The 19,899-nt window shown below is 65.9% G+C and carries 21 protein-coding genes, 1 tRNA gene and 1 pseudogene; 9 read left to right on the forward strand and 14 right to left on the reverse strand.

Annotated features, from left to right (window positions below):
- Positions 1-33: 33 nt before the first annotated feature.
- The 5 genes from NKJ34_RS08205 to NKJ34_RS08230 all read right to left on the reverse strand — a co-directional run bounded on the left by NKJ34_RS08205 (position 34) and on the right by NKJ34_RS08230 (position 3,800).
- A complete protein-coding gene (locus tag NKJ34_RS08205; protein WP_253737807.1) occupies positions 34-1,041 on the reverse strand; it encodes a histone deacetylase family protein in 1,008 nt (335 codons plus the stop codon).
- Positions 1,041-1,472: a histone gene (locus NKJ34_RS15840; RefSeq protein WP_303647405.1), complete on the reverse strand. Its 432-nt coding sequence runs from the start codon at positions 1,470-1,472 to the stop codon at positions 1,041-1,043. The genes NKJ34_RS08205 and NKJ34_RS15840 overlap by 1 nt, the downstream gene beginning before the upstream one ends.
- Positions 1,473-1,564: 92 nt before the next feature.
- Positions 1,565-3,070: a single-stranded DNA binding protein gene (locus NKJ34_RS08220; RefSeq protein ID WP_253737808.1), complete on the reverse strand. Its 1,506-nt coding sequence runs from the start codon at positions 3,068-3,070 to the stop codon at positions 1,565-1,567.
- A 9-nt stretch (positions 3,071-3,079) separates the two neighbouring features.
- On the reverse strand, positions 3,080-3,235 hold the full coding sequence (locus NKJ34_RS08225) for a hypothetical protein (protein WP_253737809.1): 156 nt from the start codon (positions 3,233-3,235) through the stop codon (positions 3,080-3,082).
- A gap of 37 nt (positions 3,236-3,272) precedes the next feature.
- Positions 3,273-3,800 (reverse strand): hypothetical protein, encoded by a 528-nt coding sequence (locus tag NKJ34_RS08230; protein WP_253737810.1) that lies wholly within the window; start codon positions 3,798-3,800, stop codon positions 3,273-3,275.
- 127 nt (positions 3,801-3,927) lie between these two features.
- On the opposite strand from NKJ34_RS08230, the gene NKJ34_RS08235 reads away from it, so the two are divergent.
- A tRNA-Arg gene (locus tag NKJ34_RS08235) sits at positions 3,928-4,000 on the forward strand.
- 239 nt (positions 4,001-4,239) lie between these two features.
- Here the strand turns inward: NKJ34_RS08235 and NKJ34_RS08240 are convergent.
- Entirely contained in the window at positions 4,240-5,415 is a 1,176-nt protein-coding gene (locus tag NKJ34_RS08240; RefSeq protein ID WP_253737811.1) for an HD domain-containing protein, read from the reverse strand.
- 160 nt (positions 5,416-5,575) lie between these two features.
- Positions 5,576-6,034: a transporter gene (locus tag NKJ34_RS08245; RefSeq protein ID WP_253737812.1), complete on the reverse strand. Its 459-nt coding sequence runs from the start codon at positions 6,032-6,034 to the stop codon at positions 5,576-5,578.
- A gap of 146 nt (positions 6,035-6,180) precedes the next feature.
- Between NKJ34_RS08245 and dpsA the strand changes: the two genes are divergently transcribed.
- Positions 6,181-6,729 carry a DNA starvation/stationary phase protection protein DpsA gene (gene dpsA, locus NKJ34_RS08250; protein WP_253737813.1) on the forward strand — a complete coding sequence of 183 codons (549 nt, stop codon included), beginning with the start codon at positions 6,181-6,183 and terminating at the stop codon, positions 6,727-6,729.
- Between the two features lie 14 nt (positions 6,730-6,743).
- Here the strand turns inward: dpsA and NKJ34_RS08255 are convergent, their stop codons facing one another.
- The 6 genes from NKJ34_RS08255 to NKJ34_RS08280 all read right to left on the reverse strand — a co-directional run bounded on the left by NKJ34_RS08255 (position 6,744) and on the right by NKJ34_RS08280 (position 12,779).
- Positions 6,744-6,980 (reverse strand): hypothetical protein, encoded by a 237-nt coding sequence (locus NKJ34_RS08255; RefSeq protein ID WP_253737814.1) that lies wholly within the window; start codon positions 6,978-6,980, stop codon positions 6,744-6,746.
- 61 nt (positions 6,981-7,041) lie between these two features.
- On the reverse strand, positions 7,042-7,806 hold the full coding sequence (locus NKJ34_RS08260; RefSeq protein WP_253737815.1) for an ABC transporter permease: 765 nt from the start codon (positions 7,804-7,806) through the stop codon (positions 7,042-7,044).
- A complete protein-coding gene (locus NKJ34_RS08265; RefSeq protein WP_253737816.1) occupies positions 7,803-8,783 on the reverse strand; it encodes an ABC transporter ATP-binding protein in 981 nt (326 codons plus the stop codon). The genes NKJ34_RS08260 and NKJ34_RS08265 overlap by 4 nt, the downstream gene beginning before the upstream one ends.
- Positions 8,784-9,786: 1,003 nt before the next feature.
- Entirely contained in the window at positions 9,787-10,470 is a 684-nt protein-coding gene (locus NKJ34_RS08270; RefSeq protein ID WP_253738121.1) for a dolichyl-phosphate hexose transferase, read from the reverse strand.
- 159 nt (positions 10,471-10,629) lie between these two features.
- Positions 10,630-12,252: a GMC family oxidoreductase gene (locus NKJ34_RS08275; RefSeq protein WP_253737817.1), complete on the reverse strand. Its 1,623-nt coding sequence runs from the start codon at positions 12,250-12,252 to the stop codon at positions 10,630-10,632.
- Complete coding sequence (locus tag NKJ34_RS08280; RefSeq protein WP_253737818.1) at positions 12,249-12,779, reverse strand: gluconate 2-dehydrogenase subunit 3 family protein; 531 nt, start codon at positions 12,777-12,779, stop codon at positions 12,249-12,251. Before NKJ34_RS08280 ends, NKJ34_RS08275 begins: the two co-directional genes overlap by 4 nt.
- 159 nt (positions 12,780-12,938) lie before the next feature.
- On the opposite strand from NKJ34_RS08280, the gene NKJ34_RS08285 reads away from it, so the two are divergent.
- Positions 12,939-14,567 (forward strand): ABC transporter permease, encoded by a 1,629-nt coding sequence (locus tag NKJ34_RS08285; RefSeq protein WP_253737819.1) that lies wholly within the window; start codon positions 12,939-12,941, stop codon positions 14,565-14,567.
- Here NKJ34_RS08285 and NKJ34_RS08290 read toward each other — a convergent pair.
- Positions 14,564-15,667, reverse strand: coding sequence for a S1C family serine protease (locus NKJ34_RS08290; RefSeq protein WP_253737820.1), 1,104 nt, complete (start codon positions 15,665-15,667; stop codon positions 14,564-14,566). The genes NKJ34_RS08285 and NKJ34_RS08290 overlap by 4 nt on opposite strands.
- 170 nt (positions 15,668-15,837) lie before the next feature.
- On the opposite strand from NKJ34_RS08290, the gene NKJ34_RS08295 reads away from it, so the two are divergent.
- The 6 genes and pseudogenes from NKJ34_RS08295 (at position 15,838) to NKJ34_RS08320 (ending at position 19,853) form a co-directional block, all read left to right on the forward strand.
- On the forward strand, positions 15,838-16,809 hold the full coding sequence (locus NKJ34_RS08295) for a phosphoadenosine phosphosulfate reductase family protein (protein ID WP_253737821.1): 972 nt from the start codon (positions 15,838-15,840) through the stop codon (positions 16,807-16,809).
- A 2-nt stretch (positions 16,810-16,811) separates the two neighbouring features.
- A pseudogene (locus NKJ34_RS08300) lies at positions 16,812-17,183 on the forward strand (aldehyde dehydrogenase family protein); the annotation flags it as partial.
- 230 nt (positions 17,184-17,413) lie between these two features.
- The gene (locus NKJ34_RS08305; RefSeq protein ID WP_253737823.1) at positions 17,414-17,983 is read left to right on the forward strand and encodes an archaellin/type IV pilin N-terminal domain-containing protein; all 570 of its coding nucleotides are present in this window, start codon (positions 17,414-17,416) and stop codon (positions 17,981-17,983) included.
- Positions 17,984-18,159: 176 nt separating this feature from the next.
- Positions 18,160-18,873 carry a diphthine--ammonia ligase gene (locus tag NKJ34_RS08310; RefSeq protein ID WP_253737824.1) on the forward strand — a complete coding sequence of 238 codons (714 nt, stop codon included), beginning with the start codon at positions 18,160-18,162 and terminating at the stop codon, positions 18,871-18,873.
- A gap of 41 nt (positions 18,874-18,914) precedes the next feature.
- Complete coding sequence (locus NKJ34_RS08315; RefSeq protein ID WP_253737825.1) at positions 18,915-19,088, forward strand: hypothetical protein; 174 nt, start codon at positions 18,915-18,917, stop codon at positions 19,086-19,088.
- Positions 19,089-19,112: 24 nt separating this feature from the next.
- On the forward strand, positions 19,113-19,853 hold the full coding sequence (locus tag NKJ34_RS08320; RefSeq protein ID WP_253737826.1) for an SDR family oxidoreductase: 741 nt from the start codon (positions 19,113-19,115) through the stop codon (positions 19,851-19,853).
- Positions 19,854-19,899 lie beyond the last annotated feature (46 nt).

Consider the following 19,899-nt stretch of genomic DNA (forward strand, 5'->3'; position numbering starts at 1 on the left):
GCAGGCCGTGTTAAATCGGCTGGAACGCGCCCGTCAGTCGAGATCCAACTCGGTCCGGAGGCGCTCGGCGATCTCGACGGCGGGTTCGTCGGGGTCGTCCTCGCAGGCGATCGGCTCGCGGCCGTCGAACGTCTCGTGGACCATCTTCACGCCGTCCGAGAGGGTATCGAGCCCGTAGCCACCCTCCAGAACGAAGGCGAGGGCAGCGTCGTTGCGATCGGCGATCGTCCGCATTCTGTCGGTCATCAGGCCGTAGCCCTCGGTCGTCACGTGGTGCCGGGAGATTGGGTCGTGTTGGTGGGCGTCGAACCCCGCGCTGACGATCAAGAGATCGGTGTCGAACTCCGCGAGGGCGGGGTCGAGGACTTCGTCGATGATGTGGAGATAGTCGGGATCGCCCACACCGGCCGGCAGCGGCGCGTTGAGCGTCGACCCCTCGCCGTCGCCGGTCCCGCTTTCGTCGACGTCACCCGAACCGGGGTAGATGCCTTCCTCGTGGATCGAGGCGTAGAAGACGTCCTCGCTGTCGTAGAAGATGTCTTGGGTGCCGTTGCCGTGATGGACGTCCCAGTCGAAGATCGCCGCTCGGTCGATCTCGCCGGCGTCGATGAGGCCCTGGGCGGCGACCGCGACGTTGTTGAAGAAGCAAAAGCCCATGGCGTCGTCGCTGACCGCGTGATGCCCCGGCGGTCGACCGAGGGCGAAGGGGGTCTGTCGGCCATCTGCGCCCGCCAGCGCCTCTTCGGCGGCCCAGCGGGCCAGCCCGGCACTCTGTAGGGCCGCCTCCCACGTTCCTTCCGAGGCGACCGTATCGCGGTCCCAGTTGCCGCCGCCGTCGTCGCAGAACTCCTCGAACTCGTCGACGTAGTCGTCGGTGTGGACCGAGGCGACGACCTCGCGGTCGGCGGGTGGGGCGTCTTGGTAGTCGACGCCGTGTTCGTGTTTGAGGGCGCGTCGAATCGCTCGCAGGCGGTCGGCGGCTTCGGGGTGTCGCTCGCCGGTATCGTGGTCCAGACAGACCTCGCTGTATCCGAACTGCATTATTCGAAGAGGGCGAAGTAGGTCTCGATGTCGTCGGCCTGTACGGTGCGTCTATCGGCGTGGCGGGCGAGAGTGACTGCCGCCGCCGCCACGTTGTCGGCGTAATCTTCGAGAATGTCGGCCAGCGCGATCCGGGCGTCCATCGACACCCGGTAGCTGTCGTCGATCTCCAGTCTGGCGATCCGGTCGACCGGTGCGATCGGGAGTTCGAGGTCATCGCGGTCGACGACCTGCTGGACGCCGAAGTCCTCGGCCATTAGGGTCTTGCGGCCGTCGTCGGTTGCCGTTGCGGCTGCCTCGACGGTGAGTTCCGCCCCGTGGCGCTGAATCCGCCGTGCCAACTCCTCGGCAGCGCCGGCGCTTACCCGGAGTGACGCCGCGTTCCGCCTGATAATAGCGTCTACCGGGGCGAACGGCAACTCAACACTCATACCCACATACCTGCGTGTGTGTCGTATAATGCTTTCCGTTACGCGCCGGGAGCCGCCAGCCGTCACGATGTTTCAGTAGGCCGTCGTTAGGATTAAAACAGTTCCTCCGCGTCGATCGTCCCGTCGACTTCCGATCCGCGAACGGTGACCTCCTCGCCGAGTCTGAGCCCCTCGCTGGTCTCGACGCTCCGGGTCTCGCTGCCGTTGTCGAGGATCACCGGCTCGCCGGTCTGGACGACCGTCCCCGTGAACTCGACGGTTTCGCCGCCCCCGCCGTCGGCCGCAGACGTGTCGCCGGTCGACCCCTCATCGGTCGCGGTCCCTTCGTCGGTCGACGGCGACTCGCCGTCCTCGAAGGCCGACAGCCCGCCGGCCGCGGCGGCGGCCTCGGCCTCGCGATCGGTCGTGTGGGCCGGCGCGTCGCCAGCGTCGCCGGTACCGATATCGCCGGCACCGCCGGCGTCGACCGCCGATTCGAGGACGCTCACCGTCGACTGCCAGCCGGCACTGGCTTCGAGGTCGTCCTGCCAGCCGTCTTGGATCTCGGCGTCGGTCACCAGCACCTGGTCGGCGAGTTCGATCTCTTTGTCGGCTTTGTCGCCCCAGAGGGCGACCCGAATGTCGCCCGACTCGTCTTTGAGCCGAATGTTGCGGACCTGCCCTTGGGAGCCGTCGTCCCGGTCGAAGGTGCGTTTCTCGTCGGCCTCGATGACGCCGCCGGCGATGTCGACCGTCTGGCCGATCTCGACGGTGCCGATGTCGGTCGTCTCGGGAACGTATTCGATATCCTTGTCGAGTGGTTCGACCGCCCCACGGGAGCCGACGTGGAGTTCGAGACTCCCGTCGCGTTCTTTGACGTAGCCGTCGACGATCTCGACCGACTGGCCCGATTGGAGGTCTTCAACGCGGTCGGCCTTGTCGTCCCACAGCGTCACCCGAATCCGGCCGGTCGGATCGCCGACCGCGAGGTTCGAGACCCGGCCCTCCGAGCCGTCGTCCCGGTCGAACGTCCGGACCGTCCCCACGTCGAGGATCCGGCCTTTGAGGTTCACATCCGACAGCCCGAGCGTGAGGTCCTCGACGCGGTGGACGTCGAGGACTTCGACGTCGACCTCGGCCTCGGAATCGGGTTCGGCCTTGTCGACGCTGACCTCGACGCCGTTGTAGCCGTCTTTGGGTCGGCCAGCGATCCGGAGCACGTCGCCAACATCGAGGTGGCCGTGCTGCTCGCCCTCTGGGTCGCCGACCGCCGAGATCGCCTGTTGGTCCCACAGTGAGATCCGGATTCGGCCGGTGCTGTCGGCGACCTCCATGTTGACGACGTAGCCGTTTTCGGCGTCCTCGCCGTCGCGTTCGAACTCCCTAAGTTCGCCGATCGAGACGATCTTCCCGAGGAACTTCACCTCGTCCATCCCCGGTTCGATATCGGCGATCCCGTTTACCTCCTCGTCGCGCAGTTCGTGTGCGATGAGCATGGCCGCCGTCTCCTCGTCGGCCAGCCCGCCCATCTGTTCGACCTTGTCCTCGACGGCCTCCCGGAACTCTTCGAGGGGCACGTCGGTGTCGAGGTCGTCGTAGACGTCCGCAATGACACCCATAATATGTTCTCAGGCAGGGCCAGACCGCGCATAAGCGTTGTCCTTGCGCCGGTCGGCCGCCGGTCGACCGGCCGTCTTCACGGCGACTGGCATCGAGGGGTCGACCGACACCACGGCGACTGGTGTCGAGGGGTCGACCCGCGGGTCACGATCGGTACGTATCATACGCCGACTGCCGCGGAATCGAATATAAAGCTCCGGATCAGGATCCGGAATCGGTCACGACGGTCTCCCGACCCATCGCGTCGTCGTGGACGACTTCGACCGCTGCCGGGAGGTCACCCTCGAATTCGAGGGCGAGTTCGTAGCCCCGTTGGACGAGCGCCTGCGTACAGGCGGTTCCGGGATCGCTGCGGTCTTCCTCGCCGACGACGACCCGGAGGCCGCCCTCGATGTCGCTCACCGCCTCGACGACCGGCTCCGCACAGCCGTTGTGGCCGGTGAGACAGCCGGTGACGATGACGCGGGTGCCGAAGTCGACGGCGGCGGTGCCGGAGGCCTCACACTCTCCCGTCGTCATGAGCCTCGCGGCCGTGATGCGGTCGCTGTCGATTACGTCGGTCGGAACGTCTTCGGTCATGGTCTCGTTCGTCGGTTGGTCGGTTCCGTCGGCTGGGTCGTCGGGTTCGCCGGTCGACGATTCCTCGACGGGGCCGTCGACGTCGAGACAGCCGGCCACCCCAGTCAGGGCGACGGCCGCCGCCGTTCGGCAGATCCGCCGTCGATGCATATCCAACGGTGACCGTGGGGCCGTATATGTTTGTGGGCGTCGGCGTTCGGGGCGTGCCGTGTCGACAGCCAGCACGCGGCCGCCGTACCGTAACCGTCTTAAGTCGACCGCGGGTAGCAGAGAGTGAGTCCTGATAGGGTAGTGGACTATCCTCTTGGCTTGCGGAGCCAGGGACCGGAGTTCAAATCTCCGTCAGGACGTTCATTCCTTCGGAATGCTTCGCTTCGCTCAGCATTCGCTCAGTCATTCACGTCCTGACGGGCCCCACGTCGCTTCGCTCCGTGGGACTCCGTCAGGAGATTGTTACTGTCATAATACTGCTGTAGCGAGGTGTCCGTGTCAGTACTCGTTTTTGACTACGCTGGTGTCTGGGGTTCTGGTCTCCCAGTTCGAAGCCACCGATCTGGCGGTGTCGCTTCGGATCTCCTGTTGAGACCGTTTAGAGGCCGAAATAGGTTTCCGCCGCCGCTTGCACGGCGTCGACATCGCGCCGCGGAGCATACACCCCGAGGGTCGTGTTTCGCCACTGTACGTCGACGAGATGCGACGGTGTCGGCGAGATGTCGGAGAACTCCTGTACCCCATCGGCCATCATGATGTGGACGTGTGCACGCTCCCCGTCGGGAAGCGAGGGCAGGTCCACGATGACCTGTTGTGGACTGACGCCGGCGTCGGCTGCGATCCGTGCTTCGATACTGGTCGGCTCCTCGTACTCGCGGGCGATTTCCGAGAGCGTCTCGCGGCCGATCGCGTTCTCGTTGACGTACAGCGCCCGTTTGTAGAGGTTCCGGTTCGCGATTCGGGTATACAACTGCGAATCCGTCTTCGCCGGGATACTTTCGTGGCCCTCGTGCTCCAACAGGCGCGTATGGAGTTGGTAGTCGTCCCACGTGAGAACGTCTTCGGCCGTGTATTCGGTCTCGTCGAGGAACTCGGTCACCGCCCGCCGAAGCATCGCCTCGGCGATACGCGTGGCATGGTGTCCGGCGATGGTCTTCAGCATCCTGAGTCGGGCCGAGAACATGTCCTCGATCGCCTGGACGGCCTTCTTGTCGAAGACGATCCGGTCGTCGTGTGTCCGGGCGAACTTGACGATCGTCCGGACGTCGACGCTGCTGTTCCGAAACCCGGTCCGACGTGCATCCCGTTGCAGATAGTCGAGTCGGTCGGCGTCGATAGCGCCGGCAACGAGATCGTACTTCGTGTCCCCGTGAATGATGTCGATGACGAACTCGGCGTCCGGGGCGTACAGGTCGTCGAGTTCGCGGATGATCCGTTCGGACTGCCGTTCGTGCTCGAATCCCAGTCGCTCCTCGATAACCTCCTCCAAGGCATGGGAGAACGGCGAGTGACCGACGTCGTGGAGGAGTCCCGCAATCCGGTATGCTTGGATCGTCTCCTCGGGAAGGCCCAACGACTCGGCCAGCTCGCCGGCGAGATGCATCACCCCCAGTGAGTGTTCGAACCGGGAGTGTGTGGCGCTCGGATACACCGCGTCCGACAGTCCGAGGTGGGCAACCCGACGCAGTCGTTGGACCGCTGGAGCGCTTATCACGTCCAGTTCCATCTCGTCGACGGTGATGAACCCATAGAGCGGATCGCGGATGTTCTTCATACACCGTCCTATGTCGGTGTTGCTGTAAACCGACATCGGATGGCTGTCCCGTCGACCGGACCGACTGTTTCACTCGGGTCGACAACGGTCCGGATCGTGGGCGAAGTCGCCACCCCGATTTCGCGTTCCGACGCCGCGCGAGCGGCGCAGTCGTCGACGCCTACCACGTCACGCCAGCGGCCAACAGCCCGGCGTCGACGAGCAGGACGACGGCGACGCCCCCGGCGGCCAGCCAGAGCGACCGTGTCGACGCGATCGCGGCCTCGAGGTCCGCAACCGTCGACGCGCCACGGAGGCGTTTGCTACCCACCTCGACGAGCCCCGTCAGCACGAACCATAGCACCAACATCGCGACGACAAGCTGGCCGCGGCCGGTGCCGAACAGCGAGCCGACGGTGTACCCCGTCCCCGCCAGATGGCCGCCGGTCGCCACGAACACCAACGCACTGATGCGAGTCAGCCACGACAGCCTGTTGGAGATCGCCGTCATCGCGTCGGGGGAAATCGTGCCCGCGGTCGACGCCGGAAGTACCGCCCCGACGACGAACAGCACACTCCCCGTCCAGAGCCCGGCGAACAACACGTGTACCACCTGCATCACCGAATCGATCACTGACATGGCCGACGGTTGGACGACGGCCCCATATATTCCGTCGGTCGACGACGTATCGATACGGTATTTGGCAAACATATCTTTCCATATCCAAAAAAAGCGTTTTCACAGCGCCAAGATTTAAGTGGGTGGCGGACGAATGAATAGTTGTTATGAGCGCCCAGAAGACCGTACGACAACAGGCCGACAGCATCGAAGAGTCGGAGGCTCTCCGGCTCGACGAGGAGAAAGCCGAGCAGATCGTCGACGCGCTGAACACCGATCTCGCCAACGCCTACGTGCTGTATCACCAGCTCAAAAAGCACCACTGGAACGTCGAGGGTGCGGAGTTCCTCGACATCCATGTCTTCCTTCAGGAGGCCTACGAGAACCTCGAAGAGGGCGCAGACGAGATCGCCGAACGCGCCCAAGCCATCGGCGGTGTCCCGGTTGCGGGGCCAACCAATCAGGAGGAACGCGCGACTATCGAGTTCGAGGGTGAGGACGTCTACGACATCCGCACCTCGCTGGCCAACGATATGGAGGCCTACGGCGACATGATCGAGGGGATGCGCGACCACATCCAGCTGGCGGCCAACCTCGGCGACCCGACGACCGAGCACCTGCTCAAGGAAGTCCTCGTCAAACTCGAAGAGGACGCCCACCACATCGAGCACTACCTCGAAGACGACACGCTCGTCTTCGAATCGTCGACGCAGTAGCCGGCGCGGACTCCCTACGATCCGGACCCCAGTTTCTTTCGAAGATCGTTCGCCGTGAGCGCGCCCTGCACGACGTAGGAGACCCCGCTGTATTTCGGCGCGACCAGTGCCGTACCGAACAGCAGTGCCGCCCGCCGGGTATCGCCGCTCCGCTGGGCATGCCCCGCTTGGACGAGCAGCGACGCGACGTTCAGCTTTTTCAAGTTGCTCTCGTCGAGGAGTTCTTGGACCGTGGGAGGCTGGTCGGTCATAACACCGTATGCGACGCGTCGACGAGCTAAAAACAGCGGCATTTCCTGCCGGTAGTGACTCTCAATCGGTTCGAGGAATGGCGTAGGCTCCGGCGACGAGGAACACGACCGCGAGCGCCGCGACAACCGCGAGGTCGCCGAGATACGGCTCGCCCGCCGCGGGCGCGTAGGTGATCGCCCGCACGCCACGGGCGAAGTAGGTCAGCGGCGACAGCGCGACCAGCGGGCCGAACCACTCCGGCAGCTGTTCGAGCGTGATGAACGTATCCGAGAGGAAGAGCAAGGGCAGGGCGATGGTGTTGCTCGCGGCGATCACGCCGTCTTGGGTGTCGGCAACCCGGCCCAACACCGCGCCGAACCCACAGAACAGCAACACCGCCAACACGACGAACGGGACGAGCATGACCAGCGAGTTCGACACCGCGATGGTGGCGTCGGTCAACAGCAACACGAGCCCGAGGATGAGCAGGCTGGCCAGCCCGATGATGGCGACGTTGACGATCGTGTGGGCCGCGAGCCACTCCCCCCGGGTCAGCGGGGTGGTCGCCAGCTTCTCGAAGCGGTTGTCGTCGCGGTGGCGAGCGATCTCGCTGCCGACCCGCGACAGCGGCGTGAACAGCACGACCGTCGCCAGATAGCCGGGGATGTAGTAGGCCGCCGGCTCCGCGAAGAGGCCGCCGTCGGTCGGCTGGGTCCGGACCAGCGCGCCGAAGATCACCACGAGAATCACCGGGAAGAAGAACGTGAAGAACACCGCGGTCCGCCGCCGGAGGAAGGAGTGCCATGCGGCGACGGCCTCGGATCGAATCCGCCGGCTACGACTCATCGGTCACCCCCCGCGACTGCGCCCTCGTCGGCCTCCTCGCTGGCCCCCTCGGTCAACGCGGTCGCGCCGGGCGTCGATACGCCTTCGAAGCGCTCGCCGGTGAGCTGGAGGTAGACGTCCTCCAAACTCGGTTCGGTCCACGTCAGCGAGTCGTAGCCGATATCCGCCGCCGCCAGCGCGCTGACCGCCTCGCCGATCTCGACCGGCGAGACGCCGTCGACGACGACCTCGTCGGCGGCCGCGGTCGCCGCGAAGCCGGCCTCGCGGAGGGGGTCGACCGCCGACTCGCTGGCGGCCGTACCGATGACGAGCCGGCTGCGGCCGCCGTGGTCGGCGATCAGGTCGGTGGGCGTGCCGACCGCGACGAGTTGGCCGTCCTGCAGCAGCCCCACACGGTCCGACAGCCGCTGGACCTCGGCCATCGAGTGGCTGGTGAGCACGACGGTCGTCCCGCCGTCGGCCAGCGACTCCAGGAGCTCCCACAGTGCTCGCCGCCCGACGGGATCGATGCCGGTGGTCGGCTCGTCCAAAAAGAGCAGATCGGGGTCGTTGACCAACGCGGTGGCGACACAGACCCGGCGCTGTTGGCCGCCCGAGAGCGTCTCGTACCAGCTGTCGGCCGTCTCGGCCAGTCCCACGTCCGCGAGGACGGCATCGGTCTCGCGGGCCGAATCGTAGAGTCCGCCGTAGTAGTCGACCAACTCGCGGGCGGTGAGCCGCGCGGGCGGCGAAAACGACTGCGGGAGGAGTCCGATCCGGTCGGCGTCGACCGTCGTCGGCCCGCTGCCGAACACCCGGATCTCGCCGTCGACCGGCGTCGTCCCGGTGAGTGCCCGTATCAGCGTGGTTTTGCCGGCCCCGTTCGGCCCGATCAGCCCGAACACCTCGCCTTCGGCCACCGTGAGGTCGACCCCGTCGAGGGCGACGGTGTCGCCGTAGCGCTTTGCGACGTCGGTGGCGACGACAGCCTCATCCATACCCCATCTGGGGACGGTTTCGGCCTAAGAATTCCGCTTCGCCCGTCCGATCACCCCCTGAGAGCCGAACCAGCTATACTACTGGATTACAAAGGGGGGAGTGATGGACCGTCGGGGGATCCTCTCTACTGTCGGCCTCGTCATGCTGATCGTCATCGTCGTGGCGATCAGCTTTACCGTCAGCCTCGCGATTTTCCTGTAGCTGCGGGTTCCCTCCGGGGCGGATCTCACAGTGCCGTCCATCGACCGACTCGTCGACCTGTGTTCCCACGTCCCTCACCAGTGGGGCGGCTCCGGGTTGTGTCGGCACCGTCAAACCCACTGCGTCCCAGCCGAAAAGACTGTACGACCGCCCTGAAAGGTACGACTGTGGTACCGTGACCGATCGCGGGAATCGTCATCCCGCCGGACATCCGCCGCTCCGTCGACAGCCACGTCGCTGCCGAACATCTACGGGAAGCCGGCGGCTTCCTCCACTGTGCCCGCCGCGGGGACCGCCTCTATGCGACCCATCACGTCCCGCTGTCGAACGACTCGCCGACCCCCGAGCGCCCGTCGACCGGCAGCGACGCCCTCGTTTTATCGGTGGGTCTCTCCGTAACAATCACCGCCGACGGCGTATGGCTTCCCGAGCTTCCCACATCGAGGACACGTGACCGTTGTCGGGCTAACAACCCCTCCAGGATCCACGAAACCACGGTCTCTCAAGCAGTGATCGTGGATGTACGCGTTACAGTTGGAACAGTTCTGACCGTTACTACCTGTGACGTTGTCACCACACAACTCACATAGACTGCTTTCGGAGCTTACCATTCCCATTGTGCCCCGTGGTACCGTGACACGCAGCTTTGTAACGCGGACCCTAGTAAATATTAATTATATTTGGGTTTCAGACACGGAATCTATTGAGTTCAACCGATAGTAAAGGTCCGCCTAACCCTCCGTTTCAGGCCTACAAACCTACCAGAACGGATGCGAGTTATGAACAGTCGACGTCGCCTGACTACCGGAACCGCTCTTCCAGACAGACTTTGACGATCGATTTGGCGATCGCCGCCCCGCCCTGAATCGGATCGAGTTTGGTCTCGCCGGCCCGCTCGCCGTAGGCGATCGGCTCCTCGCGGATCTCGTAGCCCCGCATCAGGGGCCGAATGAGGAGTTCGGCCGATAGCCCGGTGTTTTCGGTCCACTCGATCGACTCAACCACTTCGCGCCGGTAGGCTCGCATGCCGGTCGTGGTGTCGTGGACCCGCGTCCCCATCAGCACGCTGGCGATCGCGGCGAAGGCCTGATTCCCGAAGCGGTTGAAGCCGGGCATCGCCTCTGCGCCATGGTAGAGCCGGTCGCCGCTGACGACGTCCGCGCCGTTGTTGATCTCTTCGAGGAACTCCGGGAGCTGCTCCATCGGATAGGTGTCGTCACAGTCAGTTGTCACGACCACCGGGCGGTCGGGCGCACTGATCGCCGCGCTGACGGCGACGCCGTACCCCTGTGGCTCCTGTTCGATCACGCGTGCGCCGTGTTCGCGGGCGATTTCGGGGGTTCGGTCCGACGACCCGTCGACACAGACGACTTCGGCCTTCCCGTCGGTGACGTCCTGAATATCGGTAATGACCTTCGCAACCGCGGCCTCCTCGTTGTAGGTGCCCATCACGACGCTCAGGTCCTCGAACGTGTAGGGACCCATCTCTTCGGTCGACTCCTCGTCTACTGCCGCACCGTTCGTCCGCGCGTCGACCCCCTCGGGGTCGCGCCCTGCAACCTTACTCATTACTGGCCGTTTCGGCTGCGATGGTTTATACTTTTAGGTTTACCTAAAACAGTGTGTTTTGGACGACAGAACCACTTACTCGCCGCGGAGGGCGGCGTCGACGCTCTCGGCACACCGCAGCGCGAGGGCGGCGATCGTCAGCGTGGGGTTCATCGCGCCGCCGGTCGGGAAGACCGAACTGGAGGCGATCCAGCAGTTGTCGAGATCGTGGGTCCGACAGTCGGCGTCGACCACGCTCTCCGTCGGATCCTCGCCCATTCGGGTCGTCCCCATGTGGTGGTAGGCCGGGCCGGTGTCCTCGGGGCCGACCTGCCAGGTGATCTCCGCGCCCAACTCGTTCAGGATGCGCTCTTGGATCTCGTTGGCGCGCTCGATCGTTCGGAGGGCACGGTCGTCGACGGTCCAGTGGACTTCCGGGACGGGGTTGCCGTGGGCGTCCGTTTCGTCGCGGTCGAGGCCGATGGAACTGTCCTCGCCGGGGATCGATTCGACCAGCGCGCCCATCCCGATGTGGGTTCCATACTCGCCGCGGAGTCGCTCCAAGAGGTCGTCACCCCAGTCGTCGCCCGTCAGTGCTGACTCGACCGGCGAGGGGCCGGCGTAATTGAAGAACTCCAGTTTGAACGGGCCGACCTCCGCGTCGGCCTCGTCGTAGAACTGGTGGGATTCGCTGGTGAGAAAGCCGATATGGCCCTGTCGAGTGGGCTCGTCGAGCAGGCCACCGGTGCCGGCGAACAGGTGGTCCATGAAGAATTTGCCCACAGTACCGCTGGAGTTCGCCAGTCCGTCGGGATACTGTTCGGACTCCGAGAGCAACAGCAGTCGTGGTGTTTCGACGCCGCCCGCTGCGATCACGAACCCCTCGGCCTCCTGTCGGTACTCACCGTCGGGCGTGGCGTACTCGGCGGCGGTGATCGACTCCGCGTCGTGGGCGAGTCGACCGACGACCGCGCGGTCGATCACGGTCGCCCCCGCTTCCTCGGCCCGTTCGATGTGGACTGTCGCGTCGTATTTGGCTCCGGAGGGACAGACCGGCTGGCAGGTGCCGTACCCCACACACCCGCTGCGACCGTCGTAGGACTCCGAGTTCCGTGCATTCGGGACCGAGTGCATGGCGATGCCGAGTTCGTCGCAGGCTTCGGCGAACAGCGAGTCGCTGTAGGAGGGCTGGAACTCCGGCATCGGACGGGGCGTCTCGCGTGGTGGTGCGAAGGGGTTGTCGCCGCCCGCCACGCCCAACTCGCGTTCGGCCGCCGCGTAGTAGGGGCGGAGGTCCTCGTAGTTGATCGGCCAGTCGACGCCGATCCCACGCTCGCTCTGTGAGTTGAAATCGGCCTCGTGGAGCCGCATCACCATCCCCTGCCAGTGGAGCGTCGAGCCGCCGATCCCCTTGACGCGGGCGTGATTGAGGGGATAGAACCGCTCGCCGTCGTTCGAGTGGGCGTCGCGTTCGGGGTCGCCGTCCCAGACCGCGGGCCGGTCGTAGAACGGCCGGATCGCACGCTCCTGTCTGGCCAGTCGGTCGCTCGGATCGAACCGTGGGCCGGCGTCGAGAACGACCACCTCGTGGCCGGCCTCGGCGAGCCGACTGGCCACCAGCGCGCCCGCCGGCCCCGCACCGATCACACAGACGTCGCAGTCCGTGACCGGCGTCCGGTCGGTCGACGCCTCGCTCCCGACGTTCTCGGCGGGGCTCACGCCGTCGGCCCCCGCTGGTAGCTGTCGAGCCCGCCGGCGTGGCCCTGTGGGTTCTCGATCCCGACGAGTTCGCCGCCGGTCGGCGAGCTGTAGAGGGCCAAAAGTAGCTCGTTGACGATGTAGTAGCGGATCCGTTCGGCCGGCGTCCCGTCTGGATCCGGATCGGCCGCGCCCGCGCCGGTCTCCCGGAGCAGCGAGTCGCGGTCCTCGGCACTGAGTGCGGCCACGTTCCCGTCGTACCACGCCTCCGCCCGCGTTTCGAGGGCGTCGACGGCATCGCGGACCCCCGCGGCGTGGGGGCCGTCGTCGAGTCGCCCCGCCAGAAAGGTCCCGACGAACTCGTCGATCCCGTCGACTGCCGAAGGGTACAGCACCTCGGCGGCGGCGACCAGTGTCTCCCGGACCGCCGCCTCCTCGCCCCCGTCGTCCCCATCGCCGTCGGGGGACCCTTGGAGACAGCCGGCTGTCGCAGTGCCGGCCCCCAGCGCGCCGAGGGCGGCCACCGCGTCCCGTCTCGAAAGCTCCATGACCGGATTAGGCAAACCTAAAACTTATATCCGTTGGAACTGGATCGTCGGCCGACAGTCGCGGCTCGAATCCGACAGGGGTAACCCGGCCGCCGGTCGACTCCCGGCTACAACCGTGCCGACGTCCCGCTCTCCGAGCCACCGTCCACCGTTCGACAGATGACACGCTTCGATCGACTCACGACCGACGCGTCGGATCCCGACGCGAGATCGCTCGGGCTGACGCTGCTGGCCGGCGCGGTCGCCGCCAGCATGCTCGTCCCGCTGACGTGGCTCCTCGTCGAGGTCCTGCAGGTCGACCCCGACCGGGCCAGTCAGCTACTGGTCCAGCCGTCGACCGTCGAGACCATCGTCAACAGCCTGCTGTTGATGGGTGGGGTCACCGCGCTCTCGGTGGGGATCGGCGTCCCGCTGGCGTGGCTGACCGTCCAGACGGACCTCCCGTTCCGGCGGTTCTGGTCGATCGTCGTCGCCCTGCCGCTGGCGGTCCCGAGCTATATCGGCGCGTTTACTTTCGTCTCGGCGTTCGGCCCCCGCGGGGAGTTCCAGTCGATCCTCCAGCCGCTCGGCATCGAGCGCCTGCCGGAGATCTACGGCCTGCCCGGCTCGATCCTCGTGATTACGCTCTACACCTACCCCTACGTCTATCTCACCACACGGGCGGGGCTGGTGTCGTTCGACACCTCGCTGCTCGAAGCGGCCCGAAGCCTCAATCACGGCCGCCGGGAGGCCTTCCGCCGGGTGACGTTGCCGCACATCCGGCCGTCGATCGCCGCGGGCGCGCTGCTGGCGGCGCTGTATGCGGTCTCCGATTTCGGGACCCCCGCGATCATGCGGCTGCCGGTGTTTACCCGGCAGATATTCGTCGAGTTCAACGCCTTCAATCAGGACTACGCCTCCCTGCTGTCGCTCCAACTGTTGGCGGTCGTGGTGGTCGTCCTCACCGTAGAGTCGCGGATCCGACCGAACGACACGGTCCACGGCGACGGGGCCGGCGATCGATCCGGCGGGCCGGTGATCGAACTCGGGGTCTGGCGGTGGCCCGCAACCCTCCTGCCGGCGTCGGTCGCCGGGCTGGCGCTGCTCGTCCCGATCTGGATCCTCGGGCTGTGGCTCGTGACCGCTGATCTGGCCGCCCGCCCCGAACTCGCGCTTCGTCTAGAGTACGTCACCAACTCGGTGTCGGTCGCGAGTGCGGCGGCACTGCTGGCGGTGCTGGCGGCACTCCCGGTAGCCTACCTCGCGGCCCGCGACGACTCCCGGCTGGCGTGGCTCTTCGAGCGGTCGACCTACGTCGGCTTCGCCGTCCCGGGGATCGTGCTGGCCCTCGCGTTAGTCTTCTTTGCGACCGGCTACGAGACCGCCGACATCCCCTTCGGGCCCGAACTCTACCAGACCCTCCCCCTGCTCGTGTTCGCCTACGTCGTCCGGTTCATGCCCCAGGCGGTCGGCTCGATCCGGACCTCGACGCTACAGGTCGATCCGAAACTCGTCGAGGCTGCCCGGAGTCTCGGTACCTCGCCGACGGTCGCCTTCCGGAAGATCACCCTCCCGCTCGTCGCCCCGGGGATCGTCGCGGGGGCCGCTCTCGTGTTCCTGACGACGATGAAGGAGCTCCCGGCGACGCTCATTCTCCGGCCGACGGGTTTCGAGACGCTCGTCACCATCGTCTGGCGGGCCCAGTCGGCCGCCTACTTCCAGTATGCGGTGATCCCGTCGGTGCTGCTGTTGGTCGTCTCTGGGCTCTCGATGGTCGTCATTCTGCGGCAGGACGGCAGCGGCCACTAGGGGCGCCCGCCGAGTTCGACCGTGACGGTCTCCCGGCTGCCCGCCCGCACGACCTCGACGTCGACGCTCTCGCCGGGTTCGGTTTCGAGGGCGATCTGTCGCAGGAGGTCGTGGTCGTCGCCGATCCGGCTCTCGTCGACGCGGACGATCACGTCGCCGCCGACGGGCACGCGCTGGCCGTCGACCGTTTCGGCGCGCTGTGGGCCGCGAAGCAGTCCGGCGGCCGGCCCCTCGGGGTCGACGGCGACGACCGCCGCGCCGCTGGTCTCGCCGAGGTCGTTGGCCGCGGCGATCGCCGGCACCACGGTTCGGGTCTCGACGCCGAGATACGGATGGGTGTAGTCGCCCGACGCGATCAGCGCGGGGACGACCCGGTCGACGATGGCCGCCGAGACGGCGAAGCCGACGTTGTCGGCGTCGGCGCGGACGGTGTTGACGCCGATCACGCGGCCCTCGGCGTTCAACAGTGGGCCGCCGCTGTTGCCGGGGTTGATCGCGGCGTCGGTCTGGATCCCGTCCGGCACGAGCGGCCCGCTCGGCAGCCGTAAGGCCCGGTCGACGCCGCTGACAGTGCCGGTAGTGATCGTCCCCTCAAGGCGGAGCGGCGAGCCGATGGCGACCGCCGGCGCTCCCTGTCGTGGGGGCTCGGCGGCCGTCGACAGCGGGGTCGCCGATGCCGGCGGCTCCTCGATTTCGAGGACCGCGAGGTCGGTCCGCCGGTCGACACCGACGACGCTCGCCCGCCGCCACTCGCCGCGGGCCCCGAACTTCACGTCGACGGTCCCCGCGCTGTCGATCACGTGGAAGTTGGTCACGAGGTGGCCGGCGTCGTCGTAGACGAACCCCGAACCGCTCGAACTCCCCGACTCGCCGACGACGTACACCGTGACGACCGAGTCGATCGTCTCCTCGTAGAGTCGCTGGCTGTCGATCGGGACGGGGGCCGCGTCGTCTGTAGAGGGATCGTCGTCGGGAGCCGGCTCCTCGTCGGCCGCCCCGCCCGTGCCGGTACAGCCGGCCAGCGCCGCCGCCCCGAGGAACCCCCCGGCCCCCCTGAGCACCGCCCGCCGGCCGGTCGACCCGCTGTCGTGTGCTGTCATCTAGCCCGTTCGACGGATCCCACACTGATAAGATCACCAGACGGTCGAGCAGTCGTGACAGTCGGCCGGTCGCGTCGTCCGGGCGAGTCCGCCTCATCGGTCGACACACACCCCCATGCTCGACGGAAGCCACAAACCATTTATTTTGCCTAATGAGATGTAATTACACGATGAGCGCCGATTTCCCCGACTACCTCGACGTCGACTACACCGACGGCGAGGGCGAGGAACCGACGGACTACCCGTCGCTGGAGCACAAGATCGAGAAAGCCATCGAGGTCACCAAGACCGGCCTCGAACAGTACGACAACCCCGCGGTGATGTGGACCGGCGGCAAGGACTCGACGCTGACGCTCTACTTCATCAACCAGGTCGCCGATAAGTTCGGCTACGAGAAGCCGACGGCGGTCTTCATCGACCACTATCAGCACTTCGACGAGATCACCGACTTCATCGAACACTGGGCCGACGAGTGGGACATCGACCTCGTCTACGCCCGCAACGAGGACGTCGGCGCCTACGCCGACGAACACGGTCTCGAACCCGGCGACGACATCCCGGTCGACGCACTGTCGGAGCACAACCAGCACCACGTCCGTGAGATCCTCGAATACGAGGAGGACTCCTTCCCGTTCCTGCTGGACACCTACGTCGGCAACCACCTGCTGAAGACGGTCGCGCTCAACGACGCCCTCGAAGCCCACGACATCGACGGCGTGATCTCGGGTGTGCGCTGGGACGAACAGGAGGCTCGCGCCGACGAGACGTTCTTCAGCCCCCGACATGATCCCGACATCTACCCGCCCCACGACCGCGTTCAGCCCATCCTCCAGTTCGACGAGCGCGACGTCTGGGACGTCTTCTGGAACTACGTGGTTCCGGATACGGTCGAGGCCTTCCCCGAGGACGGCTACGTGCCGGAGTCCGCCGAGGATCTCCCCGAGGGTGTCGACCAGTCGGACGTGCCGATCTCCCCGAAATACTTCGCCGGCTTCCGGAGCCTCGGCAGCGAGGTTAGCACCGAAAAGACGACCGACGAGCCAGCGTGGCTGCAGGATCTCGCCAACACGACCGAACGCGCCGGCCGGGCCCAGGACAAAGAGGACCTGATGGAACGGCTGCGCGATCTCGGCTACATGTAGGCCGCGGCGGCGAGCGCGACGGCGCGGTGTACGAACCGACGCTGCTGGCGGACGTCCTCCACGACGCCCGGATCATCCACGAGGAGCAGTTCGGCCCGGTTGCCGCCGCGACGAGTTTCGCGGCGGAAGACGAGGCCATCGATCTCGCCAACGCCGGCGACCTCGCACTGGACGCCTCGGTGTTCACCACCGACCACGACCGCGCCATGCGGGTCGCCGAGGCCGTCGACGCCGGTGGCGTCCGGATCAACGGCGCACCCTCCCACGGGCTCGGTGACGTCCCCTACGGCGGCAACGGGGCCTCGGGAACCAACCGCGAGGGGGTCCACACCACTATTGAGCAGATGCTCCGGACGAAGTCGATTATCCTCTGATCGACGGCTGCACGCGACGAAAACGGTATGATCCGGGCAGGAACCCGAACCACCAACACGTTTACAGACCCACTAGATCGATCCGTTTGAGGTGCGTACCTCACGAATAGTTCTCTGCCACGGTTCAAATAGCTTCGTTAGTATCACAGCAGATAATCGGGGGAGAGGGTTTAATTAATTGTTGAACGTCAAGTCAATCAACGTCTGTTACCCACACAGACTATACACACATGTTCAAACCAGACAACCGAGGTCAAGTCGGCATTGGCACACTGATCGTGTTCATTGCCATGGTCCTCGTGGCGGCGATTGCAGCGGGCGTTTTGATCAACACGGCCGGGCTCCTCCAGACGCAGGCCGAAGCGACCGGCGAGGAGACCCAACAGCAGGTCAGCGACCGGCTCCAGATCCAGAGTGCAACAGGAACGGTCGGTGATTCGGACCCGATAAACGTGACTGAGATAAACATTACCGTGACCAAGACCCCGGGCGCTGGTAATATTCAACTCGAAAACGTGACCTACGAGTTCGTCACGAACGATGCGGTCAACACGGATGTCGTCGACCCGAGTTCCGACATCAAATACATCGTGAACGAAACAAACGATAACGTCATTACCGATCGTAGCGATCGATACATCCTGTCGTTCGACACCGCGACACAAGTCGGTGAGGATGGCGTGAAACTCCAGGGTGGCGATACGGTAACGGTGACGCTGACGACCGCTCAGGGTGCCTCGACGATCAAGGAACTCCGCGTTCCCGACTCGCTGGTCGATCGCAGTGCAGTGAAACTGTAGACGCGCGTTTCGATTCCGTTTTTTTCGCGGCCGCTCGGTGCCCCACAGTCCGTGGTCGACCCACACATGTGGGTTCCGCGATTCGCACCGCCAGCCGGCTGTCGGCCGTAGCGAGCGCCCGCCGGCCGACGGTCGGGACCCAAAGCCGTATTATCCCTGCCGGTCTCCGGTGTGGTATGACAGACACGTGGGTCAGCCTCTTTTCGGGCGGCAAGGACTCCTCGTGGGCGCTCTATCGGGCCTTGGAGGAGGGACTGGACGTGAGCCGGCTGCTGACGGTCCACCCCTCCGAGGAATCCTACATGTACCACGTCCCGGAGACCCAACTGGCTCGGCTGGCCGCCGAGAGTATCGGGATCGAACTGGTGGAGGTCGAGCCGGGCGATCTGGCGGCCGCCGAGGCGGTCGACTCCGCCGCACAGGGCGACGCCGAACTCGAACCGCTGGAGGCGGCGCTCACCGACCTCGCCGAGGAGGTCGACCTCGCGGGAGTCACCGCTGGAGCCATCGAAAGCGAGTTCCAGACCAGCCGGATTCAGGGGATGTGTGACCGGCTGGGGATCGATCTGTTCGCGCCGCTGTGGCAGCGCGATCCCGACGAACTCGCCGCGGAGATGTTGGAGGCGGGCTTCGAGATCACGATCCTCCAAGTCGCGGCCTACGGCCTCGACGAGTCATGGCTCGGCCGACCCCTCGACGCCGAGGCGATCGAGGAGCTCCGGGAACTCAACGCCGAGTACGGCGTCCACCTGCTGGGGGAGGGCGGGGAGTTCGAGACCTTCGTGACGAACGGTCCGCACATGGATCGGCGGATCGACCTCGAATACGACACCGAATGGCACGGCGACAGCGGCCGGATCCGGATCACTGACGCGCGCCTTGCGGAGTAGTCGACCGGCAGGCTGAGGACGCTGGCGGCCCTCGCATCGGTATGGCCGACGCCTACTGCCGGCGCTGCGGCGAGGCCCTTCTGGAGAGCGTCGTTGCCACCGAACAGCGGGCCTGCTGTCTCAACGCCACGCCGATCGTCGGTATCTGTCCGACCCACGGCCCGCTCGGGCCGCACCATGTCGTCGACACGGCTGGCGACGCCCGAAACCCTTAGCCGATGGCGTCCCTCCCGGCAGATATGACAGCTCCACTCGACGGACAAACCGCGATCGTGACCGGAGCGAGCTCCGGTATCGGGGCGGCGACCGCCCGCCAGCTCGCCGCCGCAGGCGCGAACGTCGTGCTGGCGGCCCGCAGCGAGGACCGCCTCGACGAACTGGCCGACGAACTAGCGGCCGACTACGACGCCGAGACGCTGGCGGTCCCGACCGACGTCCGCAAGGAGTGGGCCGTCGACAGTCTGCTGACCGAGACGGTCGACACCTTCGGCGGGATCGACGTCCTCGTCAACAACGCCGGGCTCTCCCGCGGCAGCGACGTCGCAACGATGGACACCGAGGACTACGAGGCGATCCAGGAGACCAACGTCGACGGCGTCTTCTACACGACACGGGCGGCGATCCCCCATATCCGCGAGCGGGAGGGCCACCTGATCTTCGTCGGGAGTTTCGCGGGTGAGTATCCCCGGTCGTTCAACCCCGTGTATGCGGCCTCGAAGTGGTGGGTTCGGGGGTTCGCCAAGAGCATCGCCGCGCAGGTCGGCGACGACGGCGTCGGCGTCACCGTGGTCAACCCCGCCGAGGTCCGCTCGGAGTTCGAGTCGACCGACGGCCGGTCCTTCGCGGAGGTCTTCGAGGCGGGCGAGGCCAGCGAACCGAGCGAGGTCGCCGAGGCGATCGTCTTCGCGGCCACCCGCGAGGGATCGAGTATCAGCGAGATCGATATCAACCGCCGGGACAAGTTCGCCGACTCGTTTTAGCTGATCACAACGGTGATCAACGCCGGGCCCCGAAGGAGGAGACGAC

Source organism: Halohasta salina, assembly GCF_024178165.1.
Classification (GTDB): Archaea; Halobacteriota; Halobacteria; order Halobacteriales; family Haloferacaceae; genus Halohasta; species Halohasta salina.